The following is a 13,309-nucleotide window of genomic DNA, read 5'->3' as shown; positions in this document are numbered from 1 at the left end:
CAGCCGCCGCGCCGGCGCTGACAACGGGACTGTCACAGTCCCTGGCGGCACCCATGCTCCCGTCGTCCGCCCATGTCAGCTGCCCCGCCCTGCGACCCCTGCGGCTTCCTGGTGCTTGACAAGCCCGCCGGGCTCACCTCCCACGGCTGCGTCGCCAGGGTGCGGCGCGCCTACGGCCTGCGGCGGGTGGGCCATGGCGGCACCCTGGATCCGGCCGTGACAGGGGTGCTGCCGCTCGCCCTGGGGGCGGCCACCCGGCTGCTCCCCTATCTGGAGGGCGACAAGACCTACCGCGGCATTGTGCAGCTGGGCCTGCGCACCAGCAGCGATGACCTGGACGGCGCGGTGATCAGCCAAGCGTCGGTTCCGCCCCTCGAAACAGCCGATCTGGAGGCGGCCCTGGCGCCCTTCCGGGGAGCGATTCAGCAGCGGCCTCCCCAGGTCTCGGCGGTGCACGTGGAGGGACAGCGGGCCTATGCGCGGGTGCGCGGCGGCGAGACGCTTGATCTGGCGGCCCGACAGGTGCGGATCGAGCAGCTGGACCTGCTCGGCTGGGACCCCGGCAGCAGCCGTCTGGAGCTGGCGGTGACCTGTGGCGCCGGCACCTACATCCGCGCCCTGGCCCGCGATCTGGGCGAGGCCCTGGGCTGTGGGGGCTGCCTGGCCCAGTTACGCCGCACCGCTGCTCTTGGGTTCGACCTCCGGCAGGCGGTGAACCTGGAGCAGCTGGAAGCAGAGGCATTGCCCAAACTGCTCGATCCGCTGGCGGCCCTGACGCACCTGCCGCAGCAGCGGCTCGATCCGGCAGCCTGGCCAGGCTGGCGCTGCGGCCGGGCCTTTGCCGCCGCCGAAGACCATCCAGGCGGGCGGGCCGTGGCGGTGCTCAGCCCGGATGGCAATCTGGCCGGCATGGCCAGGGCCGATGGGCAGGGTCTGCTGCAACCGAAGCTGGTGTTCGATGCCGCTGGTTGAGCCCCGCCCAGTCTTGGCCGTTTCCCCCTTCCGTTTCCCCTTCTGATCGATGGCCGGCCACAGCAAATGGGCCCAGATCAAGCGCAGCAAGGCTGTGGTGGATGCCAAGCGCGGGGCGGTGTTCACCCGCCTGGGCCGCGAGATCATGGTGGCGGCCCGGGGCGGCGCCGATCCGGCCGGAAATTTCCAGCTGCGCACCGCCATCGAGAAGGCCAAGGCGGCGGGAGTGCCTAACAACAACATCGATCGGGCCATCCTCAAGGGCTCCGGTCAGCTGAGTGGCGAGGGCGACCAGTTCGAAACGGTGCGCTACGAGGGCTACGGCCCCGGCGGCGTTGCCGTTCTGATCGAGGCCTTCACCGACAACCGCAACCGCACCGCCGCCGACGTGCGGCTGGCCTTCGGCAAACATGGTGGCAACCTGGGGGAGACAGGCTGTGTGGGCTACCTGTTCGAGCAGCGGGCTGTCGTGCGCCTCGAGTCGACCGTGAGCAGCAGCAGCCGGGAGTCGAAGCGAGCGGCCACCGCGGGGGCGGGCCAAACGGCCAGCAGCCCCGCCAGCCTGGATGAGGAGAGCCTGCTCGATCGGTTGCTGATGCTGGAAGAGAGCGGCGGACCGGCAGTGAGCGGCTACGAGATCGAGGCTGGTGCTGCCGAGGTGTTCGGAGACTTTGCGGATCTCGAGGCCCTGCAGGACGGTCTGGGGCAGCTCGGCCTGCCGGTGCTCAGCTGGGAACACCGCTGGATTCCCCAGACCAGCTGCCACCTCGACGACCCGGAACAGCTGCGCGCCTGTCTGCGCATGCTCGACGCGCTTGAGGAGCTCGACGACGTGCGCAGTGTCACCGCGAACCTTGAGGCCGACGCCGACCTCCTGGAGGCCATCGCAGCCTGAGTTCAACCATCGAGGGCCGCCTGGTCGACCACCAGGGTGCAATCGGGATGACGACGCAACCAACTGGCCGGCAGCTGGGCCGAGGCGGGCTCCTGGAGCAGCCGACGGAGCACGGCGGCTTTGGCCGCGCCGGTGACCACCAGCACGAGGCGACGGGCGGCCAGGATCTCCACCAGCCCGAGGGTGATCGCCCGGGTCGGCACCGCGGTCGCATCACCACCGAACGCGGCGGCATTCTGAAGGCGTGTCGCCGCGCTCAGGTGCAGACATCGGCAGCGGGACTCCGGGCTGCAGGGAGGTTCGTTGAAGCCCACATGGCCATTGAGGCCCAGCCCCAGAAGCTGCAGACCGATCCCCCCGGCAGCTGCAACCGCGGCGGCATAGCGCTGGGCTTCCGCCTGGGGATCGGGCGCCGTGCCATCAGGAAGCCGCACCGCACCGACCTCCAGACCGAGAGGGCCGACCAGATGGCGGGCCATCTCCGCCATGAAGGAACGGGGATCGGCCGCGGCCAGGCCCACATACTCATCGAGGTTGAAGCTGAGCCAGCCCCTGCGAAGCCGCGCCTGATCGACTGGTGGCTGGCCAGCCACGCGCTCGACCAGGCGGGCATAGATCGGCTCCATCGTGCGACCGGTGGCCAGACCGAGGGGCCTTGACCCGCCGACTTGCGACTGAAGACGATCGTCCAGAACGGCCTTGCTCACCCAATCAGCCACCGCTGCGGCATCGCGCTGGGCCACAAGCTGGAACGTCGTCACCCGCTCACTGGGGGAAGGGCCGAAGCTCAGCACCCCGGTAGTAATGCCGCAGGATCTGGTCATAACTGCTGCCCTGACGGGCCATGCCCAAGGCCCCCCACTGACTCATCCCCACACCGTGGCCGAAGCCACGTCCGATCGCCAGGATGGCGGGCTGGGGAACCTGCAACGGCAGGGCCGGCATCACCGGAATCATGCGCGGACCAGCTGGATTGCCACTGGCTGAGTCCACCGGAGAACCGTTTCCATCGGACCCCTGTGGGGAGGAGAAGGCCACCGGAGAGGGTGGTGGGGCCACCGGCAGGGCCGCGATCTCCGGCTGCAGCAGCTCAAACCGCACCATGGTGCTGCGCAATCCGAGCCGGCTGCGCAGATCGGCACCGCTCACGAGCAAGCTGCCACTCGGCCCCGTGATCCGCGCCTGGCGGACCCGGCCGGAGCTGGTGGTGGAGACCACTTCAATGCGGTTGACGCCACGGGTCTCGGGAAAGGCCTTGCGCAACTGCTCCGGTTCGAGACGGAGCTGCCAGTGGCTCACCGGGCTGCTGTCGTCGAAGTCCGGCACGCTCACCAGGTAGGGGAGCTGCTGGCGCCAGAGATCACCGCTGTTCTCGGTGGCTCCGCCGCTGCTGCTGTGGAACACGGCGGTGATCAGGTTATTGCCATGCAGCAGAACCTGAGACCGGGTGCTGGCCACAGCCTCGCGGGTGGACGAGGTTTCCGCCTCCACGCCCTTGTACACCTGACTGGCGACGGTGGCCTTGAGGTCGAAGGGGTCCTTGGGGCGGCGTTGCTGCAAGGCATAGGTGCGAGCCGCCACCGCCTGGGCACGCAGGGCCTCCAACGGCCAGCTGGCCGGCATCTCACTCCCCACCACGCTGGGCAGATAACTCTCGATGCCAATCACATTGATCGCCTGCAGCCGCGAGCCGCGACTGAGCAGGCGCAGACGACCCCGGTAGGGCTTGCTCTGCAGCAGGAATGCGCCATCAACGTCCGATCCGGACGGACCGCCTGCCCCGCCGGCCGTGGGGAGCGGCTCAATCCAGAGCTCAGACAGAGGCAGCGTGCGGGGGGGCTGGGGAGAGCTCGCTGTGAGGGATTCCGTCCGCAGCGCCGTGGCGGTGGCGCTGAGACGCAGGCCAGTGCCGGGCTTCAGTTGCAGCAGCTCGCGGCCACGGACATCGGCGATACGCAAAGGAGCGACAGAGGCAGCGATCTCAAGACTGGATCCCTCCTTCAACAGGATCCGCAGCTGCGGCTCAGCCGTTCGGGCCTGAACAGCCACCGGGGGCACCAGTGCCACCAGGGGGAGAGCAACCACAGGACAGGCGGCGGTCAACAGGGACAGCGGCGCCAGGATCCTCAGGGGCGGTTTCGACCACATCGGCGTGGGCAGCGCTAGGAAGACGGGCCCATTGTGCGGAGTCCGCAGGGAAGGGGCCAGGCGGCGGCTGTGGAACCGGCCGACCCAGCGGCGACGTGGCAGCATCCAGATCAAAGGCTGGGTGCCGTGCAGGTCACGTTTCTGGGAACCAGTTCCGGTGTGCCCACGCGCGCGCGCAATGTGTCGGCCGTGGCCCTGCGGCTGCCGCAGCGCAGCGAGCTGTGGCTGTTCGACTGCGGCGAAGCGACGCAGCATCAGTTCCTGCGCAGTGAGCTGCGGGTGTCGCAGCTGAGCCGGATCTTCATCACCCACATGCACGGCGACCACGTCTTCGGATTGCCGGGCCTGCTGGCCAGCCTGGGTCTGGCCGGCAGCTGCAGCGGGGTGGACCTCTACGGTCCCGATCCCCTGCGCGACTACCTCGAAGGGGTGCTGCGCACCTCCTCCACCCGGATCGGCTACCCGCTCCGCACCCACCGGGTGCGCGAAGCGGCCCAGAGCGGCGCTGTGCTGCTGGACGACGACGACCTCTGCGTGCGCTGCACGCCCCTGACCCACCGGGTACCGGCCTACGCCTATCGCGTCGATCAGAAGCCGCGGCCGGGGCGCTTCGACGTGGAGAAGGCCCGGGCCCTCGGCATCCCACCGGGTCCGATCTATGCCGAACTGAAGGCCGGCCGGAGCATCCGGCTCGAGAACGGTGAACATATCGACGGCGCCAGCCTGTGTGGACCGGAGCGGCCGGGCTGCAGCGTGGTCTATTGCACCGACACCGTGTTCAGCGAAGCGGCCGTGGAGCTGGCCAAGGGCGCCGACCTGCTGATTCATGAGTCCACCTTTTCGCACGGGGAGGCCGATCTCGCCTTCGCCAGGCAGCATTCCACCAGCACCATGGCGGCCCAGACGGCCCTGGCAGCCGGCGTGAAGCGTCTGGCGCTCACCCACCTGAGCCCGCGCTACATGCCCGGCAACCCGATGACGCCCGATGACCTGCTGGCCGAAGCACGGGCGATCTTCCCGGAGACGGTGATCGCCAGAGACTTCCTCACCCTCGACGTCGCCGCACCCGAACCTGCCGCAGACAGCAACGACCAACCCCAGCAGACAGGGGCCGCGAAGCAGGCCAAAACCCACAAAAGCAGCCGTTCAACAGCACCGCTGCAGGGGTAAAACCTGCAACAGTTCTTGATTCCCTGCCGGGGAACCCTTCCCCCGTGATACAAGGTCTCAGGTGCGGTGACACCCGCCATTTCGCCGGCTTTCTCCATGGCCCCTCTCCTCTCCTCAGCCCTACGCGCCCTTGTCCGGACCGCGCTGGTCCTGCCCCTGGCGCTGCTGGTCTGCTTCGGTGGCCCCGCGCTTGCCGCCCAGTGGGATGCCGACACGCTCACCGTACCGGTATCGGCAGATGGCAGCACCGTGACCTTCAGCGAACGGGACATCAAGACCGGCCGCAAACTGTTCAACGATTCCTGCGGCACCTGCCATGCCGGCGGCATCACCAAGACCAACCAGAATGTGGGCCTGGATCCCGAAACGCTGGCCTTGGCCACACCTCCCCGCGACTCGGTCGATGCACTGGTCGACTACATGAAGGATCCCACCTCCTATGACGGCGAATACAGCATTTCCGACGTGCACCCCAGCCTGCGCAGCAGTGACGTTTTCGTGAAGATGCGTGACCTGGATGATGAAGACCTTCGCCTGATCGCCGGTTACATCCTGGTGGCCCCGAAAGTTCAGGGCATTCAGTGGGGCGGCGGCAAGATCTACTTCTGAAGATTGCGAGAAGAGTCTCCGGACTTCAGAGCAACATCATCATCTGCCCCGACCGCAACTGCGATCGGGGCAATTTTTTTGAACCATGCCATCGCCCGAACCATTTCCCAGGAGGAGCAACTATGCCCCCGCTGGTTGTTGCTGTTGCTGTTGCTGTTGCAGTGGAGGAGGCGTTGGCGGTGGGACTGGCGGTTGATGATTGGCCGCATCCCAGGAGGTTGAAAGTTTGCTGTACCACCACTCCTGGAGGGCAGGGGCCAGCCGCTGGGGAAACAGCGTGATCACGGTGCGGGTGGGACGGGATCCCGGCTGCAGCAATTCCACCACATAGGACGGGCAGCGCCTCGCCGCCAGATCGGCCACGAAACGGCGGCCGATCCGCCGCCAACTGGGCTCCTTGCTACGCCAGGCCAGGCGGCAGCAGGGCCATGGCAGCTCTTCGCGATCGAACAGACGGCAGCAGGGGCCGAGGACCCGGAAGCTGTACTGTCCGCCTGGACTGCCGTGCTCAGTGCCGGGATCCAGAAGGACATGAACCTGCTGGGACATCAAAAAGCCACCCCGAAAGGTGGCAGGAGAGAACGGAACGGGAACCCGAGAACTCAGAAGCAAGAGGCCTGGAAACCAGACAGATCACAACTGATCTCGAGCCACTAGCTAGATGTGAACAGCCCTTTGGTGGCAGCAGTGCCGTTGGAGGGCTGCTTGTCCGACATGGAGCGGGAACCTGACGGAGGCCCCGCAGAGAAAGCTCAGTAGAGCTCTTCTTCGGAGTGGGTCTTGATGGTGCAGTCGCTGGTGGGGTAAGCCACACAGGTCAGCACGAAGCCAGCTTCGATCTGGTCGTCGTCGAGGAAGCTCTGATCAGACTGGTCCACGGTGCCGGAGGTCAGCTTGCCTGCGCAGGTGGAGCAGGCGCCGGCGCGGCAGGAGTAGGGGAGATCAACACCCTGCTCTTCGGCTGCATCGAGGATGTACTGGTCGTCAGGAACCTCGATGGTCTTGTTGAGGCCCTCGCTCTCGTTGATGAGGGTGACCTTGTAGGAAGCCATGAATGGGGTTGGAGCTGACAGGAGACATGGTCATCCGCAACGGAACGACCCGGCCTGTAGGACAGCCCATTCATACATCCGCCGCCGCTGATTCCCGGTGATTTGGATTGGGAGGCGTGGGAAGGCCAATCAAAGGCAGGTCACAGATCAGCGTGCCTTATGCAACATCCGGTCGCCGGCGGATGGTGAGCAGCCCCCACTGGCTCTGGCTGGCCGTGAGCTCGGCCTGCCAGCCGGCCCCGGCCAGAGCGTCCTCCAGAGCCGGCACCTGCTCCACCAGCAGGCCGCTGAGCAGGCCCACCCCATCGGCCGCCAGCAGGCGATCGAACGCAGGACAGAGCGCCTCGATCACCGGCGCCAGGATGTTGCAGAGCAGCAGATTGGCCGGCACACCCTCCAGCAACGCCTCAAGGGCTTCCACGGAGCCCTCCGCCACCCGCACCACGCCGCCTGGAGCCAGGGGGAGGCCGTTGAGCGCCGCGTTCTCCGCTGTGGCCCGCACCGCCAGCGGATCGGTGTCGCTGGCAGCCAGAGCGGCAGCTCCGAGCCGCAGGGCACCGAAACCGAGGATGCCGCTGCCGCAGCCGAGGTCGGCGACCCGCCAGCCCGCCAGAGATCCGGCCCCTGGATCCTGCATCGCCAGGCGTTCCATCGCCTCAAGGCAGAGGCGGGTGGTGGGGTGACTGCCGGTGCCGAAGGCACTGCCCGGATCAATCCTGATCACCAGACGCTGCCCAAACTCCGGCGGCACCTCCAGCCAGGCCGGCAGGATCAGCAGCCGCTCCCCGATCGGATCGGCCTGCCAGTGCTGCTTCCAGCTCAGGCTCCAGTCCTCCTCATCCTGGCGGTGCCAATCGAGCGGAGGAAGGACCAGATCAAACGGTTCACCCAGGGCGGCCAGGGCCCGCTCCAGCTCAGCGCGCTGCGGCGCCGGCCAGTCGATCTCCGGCAACCAGGCCACAAGCCGATGCTGCTCAGGCGTGTCGGGATGGGACTGGATCGCCACCCGTCCCACCCCGAGGGTCTGGAGCTTCCAGAGGAGCGATTCCTCCAGTTCGGCTGGAGCATCCATCTCCAGGCGCCACCAGGTGAGAGTCATCGGGTCACGGAACCGCCTTGCACCCGCCAGCCTCCTTCAGCGGCGCCCCCAGGCCCTCAGAGGGTGACCGGATAGGCCTCCTGGACGCCGTTGATCGTGTGAATCGTCGCCAGCAGGCTGGGAGGGATCGGATCGTCGAGGCTGAGCACCATCACGGCATCGCCACGCACGATGCGGCGGCCCACCTGCATCGAGGCGATGTTGACGTTGTGCTCGCCCAGCAGCGATCCCAGCTGGCCAATGATGCCCGGCATGTCCCGGTGGCGGGTGAACAGCATGTGGTGGCTGGGAGCCACGTTCACCGGGAATTCGTCGATGGTGACCACCCGCAGTTCGCCATCGGCGAACACCGCACCGGTCACACAGTGATTGCCACTGGAACTGCGCGACACCAGCTGCAGGGACCCCCCGGCGAAGTCGCGGCTGCCATCGTCCTTCACCTCCAGCACGTGGATGCCACGGGCCTTGGCCTCGAGGCTGGCATTGACGTAGTTGATGCTGTCGCCCAGGGCGGTGGACAGCACCCCCTTGAGCGCCGCCACCACCAGGGGCTGGGCCGGATGGGCCGCAAAGTCGCCCTGCAGCCGCACTTCCAGCTCGCTGATCTGGCCGCCGGCCAGCTGGCTGATCAGCTGACCCAGGGTTTCGGCCAGCTGCAGGTGGGGCTTGAGCTGCTCCATCACCTCAGCATTGAGGCCCGGGATGTTGACGGCGCTGCGGGCCGGCAGGCCCAGCAACACATCACGGATCTGCTCGGCCACGTCGATGGCCACGTTTTCCTGCGCCTCCTCGGTGGACGCCCCCAGGTGGGGCGTGAGGATCAGCCGTTCCTTCACCCCCCGCAACGGGGAATCGGCCACGAGGGGCTCCTTGGCGTACACATCCAGAGCGGCGCCGGCGATCACCCCCTGCTCCACCGCCTCCGCCAGGGCGGCCTCATCGACGATGCCGCCGCGGGCGCAGTTGACCAGTCGGGCCGTGGGTTTCATCGTGCGCAGCAGCTCCGCATTCACCAGGTTTTCGGTATCCGGCGTGCGGGGCAGGTGGAGGGTGATGTAGTCGGCCTCCGCAAACAGCTGGGGCAGGGGCAGCAGCTTCACCTGCATCTGCTGGGCCCGTTCGGCCGACACAAATGGGTCGTAGGCCACCACCTCCATGCCCATCGCCCGCGCCACCCGGGCCACATGGGAACCGATCTTGCCGAGTCCCACCACGCCGAGCGTCTTCTTGTAGAGCTCGTTGCCCACGTACTTCTTGCGGTCCCAGCCGCCGGCCATGGTGCTGGCGTGGGCATGGGGCACATGACGCGAGAGCGACAGCAGCAGGGCCAGGGCCTGTTCGGCCGCCGCGATCGTGTTCCCCTCCGGTGAGTTCACCACCAGCACGCCGCGCTTGGTGGCGGCCGGCACATCGACGTTGTCAACGCCCACGCCGGCCCGACCGATGATCCGCAGCTTGTCGGCTGCCGCGATCACCTCCGCGGTGACCGTGGTGCCCGAACGGATCATCAGGGCGTCGTAGTCGCCGATGACCTGCTGCAGCTCCTCCGGCGACAGGCCCGTGCGCACATCCACCTGAGCCACCTGGGAGAGGATGTCGATCCCCGCCTGATCGATGGGATCGGAAACCAGAACCTTTGTCATCACCCGGCGTGCGAAAGGGAGGCCCGCGGTGGCGAGAAGCGCGATGCCGTGGCCGGCGGTGCAGTGTAGTGAGCAGGGAGAATCAGACCGGTAACGCGTCGCCGCCAGTGGCGGGGAGAGACGGCATGGCGACATGTGTGGTGGTGCTCAACGACCGCAAGCGGCTGCATCAGCTGCGGGATCGGCTGGCGGCCCTGTCAGCGCCTCCGGTGCTGCTGCTGGCGATCGGTGAGGGGGAAGCGGATCTGGCGGGGGTGGAACGGCTGGATCCGGCAACCACCCGGCGCCGGCGTCAGCGGTCGATGGTCCGCTGGCTGCTGCCGTTCGGCTTCTTCGCGGGCTTCACCTTCACCTTCGTGGCGGATCTCGACACCTTCGCCTTCGCCGGTAGCTGGGGCAATCACCTGATCGGCGGCCTGCTGGGTCTGATTTCGGGCTGGATGGGCAGCTTCGCCGCCGCTGCCAGCGTGGCCTCCGACGACGACGACCGGATCCGCACCCTGCGCAACCGGGTGGGCGAGGGCCACTGGCTGCTGCTGGCCGAAACCCGCGGAGCCCAGGAACTCCCCTGGAGCGTGGTGCAACAGGCCAAGCCGATGGCCGTGATTCAGCTGGAGGACAACTCCTGAACCCCTCGACAGCGCGTTCTCACAACTGATCCATCGAACCGCCATGGTGTTGCCCCGCAAGGCCCTGCTCGAGGGCAGCCGTTATCCCGAGGCGCTGAACCCCCTGATCGATGCCGCCGAGCAGGCCCTGCGCACCTGGGAGCCGGTCTGGAGCGCCATCGTGGCCGCACCGGTCCGGGAAGAGGCCGAGCAACGCCTCGGCGAACTGGCCGACCTGGATCTCCAGAGCTGGGGCGGCTTCGCGGGGGCAGAGCGGCGGCGGTTGCTGCTGCAGCGCCGCGAGGCGGTGCAGCCGATCGACACTCTGCCGGCGGGCCTGGCCGGCCTGGAGATCAGCGGCAACTTTCTGTTCGATCCCGCCTCGATCGACGACCTCCAGGCCGGCCTGCAGGCCGCCGGCCTGGAGGACCAGGAGCGCGGCGATCTCTGGTTGCGCGGCGACCGGGGGGGGCAAGCGGTGGTCACTGCGGCCGCAGCCGAACGGCTGCATGAGCAGCAGGGGCTGGTGCGCACGGTGGCGGTGCGTTTCGAGGCCCGACCCCTCAACACCCTGCAGTTGCCGGCCCGACGCCAGCCGCGCCAGATCAGCGTGGTGGAGGCGTCGATGCGGCTTGATGCCGTGGGTTCGGCCGGGTTCGGGGTCTCCCGCAACCGCATGGCCGACGCGATCCGCCAGGGGCTGGTGCGGCTCAACTGGCAACCGGTGAGCAGCCCCAGCAAGGAGCTGGCGCCAGGGGATCGGGTGCAGTGGCACAGCCGCGGTGAGCTGGAGATCCAGGCGGCCAGCCCCACCCAGAGGGGTCGGATCCGGATCGGGCTGCTGCGCCGCTGAGCCCATTGGTGGCTCGCCACGGCGATCGTTCCAGGTGAAGAGCAGCTCTGCGTGAAGACAGCTGCACGGGCGATGCGCATCAAGGGTGTTGCGCGTCAGGGCCCAGTACTGCCGGCTGCTAAGTTGCTGCCGCTGGAGACAAACCGCTCCCCCGGGACCTCACCTTCCGGGCGGCTGCATCTTCCAACACCAAGGGGCGATTAGCTCAGAGGTAGAGCACTACCTTGACACGGTAGGAGTCACTGGTTCGATTCCAGTATCGCCCATTTCTTTCCTTTACCCTTCCAATGACTGCCGCGGCTTGTCCCCTCACCGTGGTGGTCGGTCTGGGTCGATCCGGCAGGGGCGCAGCCATGCTGCTGCATCGCCTCGGCGAGCCCGTACTGGTTCTGGACAGCGGCCAGAGCCCTGACCTTGAGGAGCACGCCAGGCTGTTGAGGGCCGAAGGCATCGCTGTGCGGCTGGGGTGCCCGCTCACCAGCGCCACCTTCGACGACATTCAGGCACCTCTGGGCAAGGTGATCGTGAGCCCGGGCATCCGATGGGACCATCCCGTCCTTGAACAACTGCGCCAGGACGGGGTGAGCATTCAGGGCGAGATGGTTCCGGCCTGGATGGCCACGGCCGCAGTGCCCTGGATCGGCATCACGGGCACCAACGGCAAGACCACCGTCACCCAGCTGGTGCACCATCTGCTCACCCAGGCGGGCCTGGATGCCCCCCAGTGCGGCAACGTGGGGTTCTCCGCAGCGGAAGTGGCCCTGGAGCGCTGCGCCGGCGGCGCCTCGACACCGCCGGACTGGCTGGTGGTGGAACTGAGCAGCTACCAGATCGAAGCGGCACCGCAGCTGGCCCCCCGCATCGGCCTCTGGACCACCCTGACGCCCGATCACCTCGAGCGCCACGGCACGCTGGACAACTACCGCGCCATCAAGCGCAGCCTGCTGGAGCGCAGCCAGCTTCCCATCCTCAACGCCGACGACCCGGATCTGCGGGCTCACGCTCCGAGCTGGGATCGGGGCCACTGGGTCACGGCGGGCCCCCGCCACGAGCTGCCCGCCGACCTCGCGGCCAGCCTCTGGATTGAAGGCGGAATGGTCTGCAATGCCAGCGGGCCCCTGCTGGCGGCCGACAGCCTGGCCATGCCCGGTGCCCATAACCGCCAGAATCTGGTGCTGGCCACCGCCGTGGGCCTGGAGGTCGGGCTGAGCGGCTCCGTGATGGAGGCCGCCTTCCGTACGTTCCCCGGGGTTCCTCACCGGCTGGAGCGGGTGCGGGAGCAGGGCGGTGTGACCTACTACAACGACAGCAAGGCCACCAACTATGACGCCGCCGAAGTCGGCCTGCGGGCCCTGGAGGGGCCGCTGGTGGTGCTTGCCGGCGGCCAGTCCAAGATCGGCGAAGCCGGCGGCTGGATCGCCGAACTGCGGCGTCAGGCCTTCGCGGTGGTGCTCTACGGCGCGGCCCGGCCGGAGTTCCGGCAACTCCTCGAGGCGGCCGGTTACGGCGGTGAACTGCACGAGCAGGAGGGCCTGGAGCAGGCCGTGCCCCTGGCGGCAGAGCTGGCCCGGCGCGGAGGTTGCCGGGCGGTTCTGCTGTCACCGGCCTGCGCCAGCTTCGACCAGTACAGCGATTTCGAAGCCCGCGGTGATCACTTCCGCCGCTGCGTCGAAGCGCTCTGACACCACCGGCTCAGCACCGTCAGCCCCCCCCCCGCACGCCATAAGCGGTCTGCACGCCATGATCCCTTCGCCATCTCCGTCCGCGCCCTGAATCGCGGCAGCCGCCCGCCATGGCCCACTGGTTGATGAAGAGCGAACCCGACGTTTACGGGATCGACCATCTGGCACGGGAGGGGAGCACCCTCTGGGACGGGATCCGCAACTACCAGGCCCGCAACTTCATGCGCAGCATGGAGGTGGGCGATCGAGCCTTCTTCTATCACTCCAATGCCAGACCGCCGGGCATCGTGGGCCTGATGGAGGTGATCGAAACCGGCCTCACCGATCCGAGTCAGTTTGATCCAGCCTCCAAATACTTCGATCCGAACAGCAGCCGCGAGGCTCCTCGCTGGGACTGCGTCCGGCTCGGGTACCTCTGCACCTATCCCCGCCTGCTGAGCCTGGAGGCGTTGCGCGACGAGTTCAGCACGGAAGAGCTGGGGGTGGTGAAGCGAGGCAACCGGCTCTCGATCCTGCCGGTGCCGGAGGCCTCAGCCACTCGCCTGCTGGCGCTGCTGGAAGGCTGAGGGCTGGAGCCT

Annotated in this window: 13 protein-coding genes, 1 tRNA gene and 1 pseudogene; 9 read left to right on the top strand and 6 right to left on the bottom strand. The window is 67.8% G+C overall.

The features are described 5' to 3' along the window. Positions 1-72: 72 nt before the first annotated feature. Together truB and VB777_RS00220 are read left to right on the top strand one after the other, a co-directional pair. Positions 73-972 (top strand): tRNA pseudouridine(55) synthase TruB, encoded by a 900-nt coding sequence (gene truB / locus VB777_RS00225; protein WP_197156761.1) that lies wholly within the window; start codon positions 73-75, stop codon positions 970-972. A 49-nt stretch (positions 973-1,021) separates the two neighbouring features. Continuing rightward, positions 1,022-1,867, top strand: a complete 846-nt coding sequence (locus VB777_RS00220) for a YebC/PmpR family DNA-binding transcriptional regulator (RefSeq protein WP_323246300.1) — start codon at positions 1,022-1,024, stop codon at positions 1,865-1,867. A gap of 2 nt (positions 1,868-1,869) precedes the next feature. Here the strand turns inward: VB777_RS00220 and VB777_RS00215 are convergent, their stop codons facing one another. Beyond that, a complete protein-coding gene (locus VB777_RS00215; RefSeq protein ID WP_370594658.1) occupies positions 1,870-2,628 on the bottom strand; it encodes a glucosamine-6-phosphate deaminase in 759 nt (252 codons plus the stop codon). A 4-nt stretch (positions 2,629-2,632) separates the two neighbouring features. Beyond that, on the bottom strand, positions 2,633-4,120 hold the full coding sequence (locus VB777_RS00210) for a SpoIID/LytB domain-containing protein (protein ID WP_322758431.1): 1,488 nt from the start codon (positions 4,118-4,120) through the stop codon (positions 2,633-2,635). 21 nt (positions 4,121-4,141) lie between these two features. Here VB777_RS00210 and rnz point away from each other — a divergent pair. Together rnz and psbV are read left to right on the top strand one after the other, a co-directional pair. Beyond that, positions 4,142-5,074: pseudogene (gene rnz, locus VB777_RS00205) on the top strand (ribonuclease Z); the annotation flags it as partial. A 207-nt stretch (positions 5,075-5,281) separates the two neighbouring features. After that, the gene (psbV, locus tag VB777_RS00200) at positions 5,282-5,794 is read left to right on the top strand and encodes a photosystem II cytochrome c-550 (protein ID WP_197158883.1); all 513 of its coding nucleotides are present in this window, start codon (positions 5,282-5,284) and stop codon (positions 5,792-5,794) included. A gap of 120 nt (positions 5,795-5,914) precedes the next feature. On the opposite strand, the gene VB777_RS00195 is transcribed toward psbV, so the two are convergent. From VB777_RS00195 to serA, 4 genes are all read right to left on the bottom strand, one after another. Next, entirely contained in the window at positions 5,915-6,343 is a 429-nt protein-coding gene (locus VB777_RS00195; RefSeq protein ID WP_323246298.1) for a hypothetical protein, read from the bottom strand. A gap of 203 nt (positions 6,344-6,546) precedes the next feature. After that, positions 6,547-6,846, bottom strand: a complete 300-nt coding sequence (locus VB777_RS00190; protein WP_197156767.1) for a ferredoxin — start codon at positions 6,844-6,846, stop codon at positions 6,547-6,549. A gap of 157 nt (positions 6,847-7,003) precedes the next feature. Next, positions 7,004-7,945: a 50S ribosomal protein L11 methyltransferase gene (prmA, locus tag VB777_RS00185; protein ID WP_323246296.1), complete on the bottom strand. Its 942-nt coding sequence runs from the start codon at positions 7,943-7,945 to the stop codon at positions 7,004-7,006. Positions 7,946-8,001: 56 nt separating this feature from the next. Continuing rightward, positions 8,002-9,588 (bottom strand): phosphoglycerate dehydrogenase, encoded by a 1,587-nt coding sequence (gene serA, locus VB777_RS00180; protein ID WP_197156769.1) that lies wholly within the window; start codon positions 9,586-9,588, stop codon positions 8,002-8,004. A 125-nt stretch (positions 9,589-9,713) separates the two neighbouring features. Here serA and VB777_RS00175 point away from each other — a divergent pair, with 125 nt between their 5' ends. The 5 genes from VB777_RS00175 (at position 9,714) to VB777_RS00155 (ending at position 13,297) form a co-directional block, all read left to right on the top strand. After that, positions 9,714-10,217 carry a hypothetical protein gene (locus tag VB777_RS00175; RefSeq protein WP_197156770.1) on the top strand — a complete coding sequence of 168 codons (504 nt, stop codon included), beginning with the start codon at positions 9,714-9,716 and terminating at the stop codon, positions 10,215-10,217. Between the two features lie 43 nt (positions 10,218-10,260). Beyond that, positions 10,261-11,049: a photosystem II S4 domain protein gene (locus tag VB777_RS00170; RefSeq protein WP_323246294.1), complete on the top strand. Its 789-nt coding sequence runs from the start codon at positions 10,261-10,263 to the stop codon at positions 11,047-11,049. 194 nt (positions 11,050-11,243) lie between these two features. Continuing rightward, positions 11,244-11,315, top strand: a tRNA-Val gene (locus VB777_RS00165). Between the two features lie 21 nt (positions 11,316-11,336). After that, positions 11,337-12,731 (top strand): UDP-N-acetylmuramoyl-L-alanine--D-glutamate ligase, encoded by a 1,395-nt coding sequence (murD, locus tag VB777_RS00160; RefSeq protein WP_323246292.1) that lies wholly within the window; start codon positions 11,337-11,339, stop codon positions 12,729-12,731. A 110-nt stretch (positions 12,732-12,841) separates the two neighbouring features. After that, the gene (locus VB777_RS00155; protein ID WP_323246290.1) at positions 12,842-13,297 is read left to right on the top strand and encodes an EVE domain-containing protein; all 456 of its coding nucleotides are present in this window, start codon (positions 12,842-12,844) and stop codon (positions 13,295-13,297) included. Positions 13,298-13,309: the final 12 nt, after the last annotated feature.

It is taken from the genome of Synechococcus sp. CCY9202 (assembly GCF_034931685.1).
GTDB lineage: Bacteria > Cyanobacteriota > Cyanobacteriia > PCC-6307 > Cyanobiaceae > CBW1002.
Note: the sequence above shows the minus strand (reverse complement) of the source record. Positions and strands in the feature narration are given on the sequence as shown.

Bases quoted from the DNA above. Each gene is read 5' to 3' on its own strand.
- truB (WP_197156761.1), top strand. From the start codon at position 73: ATGTCAGCTGCCCCGCCCTGCGACCCCTGCGGCTTCCTGGTGCTTGAC.
- VB777_RS00220 (WP_323246300.1), top strand. From the start codon at position 1,022: ATGGCCGGCCACAGCAAATGGGCCCAGATCAAGCGCAGCAAGGCTGTG.
- VB777_RS00210 (WP_322758431.1), bottom strand. From the start codon at position 4,120: ATGCTGCCACGTCGCCGCTGGGTCGGCCGGTTCCACAGCCGCCGCCTG.
- psbV (WP_197158883.1), top strand. From the start codon at position 5,282: ATGGCCCCTCTCCTCTCCTCAGCCCTACGCGCCCTTGTCCGGACCGCG.
- VB777_RS00195 (WP_323246298.1), bottom strand. From the start codon at position 6,343: ATGTCCCAGCAGGTTCATGTCCTTCTGGATCCCGGCACTGAGCACGGC.
- VB777_RS00190 (WP_197156767.1), bottom strand. From the start codon at position 6,846: ATGGCTTCCTACAAGGTCACCCTCATCAACGAGAGCGAGGGCCTCAAC.
- prmA (WP_323246296.1), bottom strand. From the start codon at position 7,945: ATGACTCTCACCTGGTGGCGCCTGGAGATGGATGCTCCAGCCGAACTG.
- serA (WP_197156769.1), bottom strand. From the start codon at position 9,588: ATGACAAAGGTTCTGGTTTCCGATCCCATCGATCAGGCGGGGATCGAC.
- VB777_RS00175 (WP_197156770.1), top strand. From the start codon at position 9,714: ATGGCGACATGTGTGGTGGTGCTCAACGACCGCAAGCGGCTGCATCAG.
- VB777_RS00170 (WP_323246294.1), top strand. From the start codon at position 10,261: ATGGTGTTGCCCCGCAAGGCCCTGCTCGAGGGCAGCCGTTATCCCGAG.
- murD (WP_323246292.1), top strand. From the start codon at position 11,337: ATGACTGCCGCGGCTTGTCCCCTCACCGTGGTGGTCGGTCTGGGTCGA.
- VB777_RS00155 (WP_323246290.1), top strand. From the start codon at position 12,842: ATGGCCCACTGGTTGATGAAGAGCGAACCCGACGTTTACGGGATCGAC.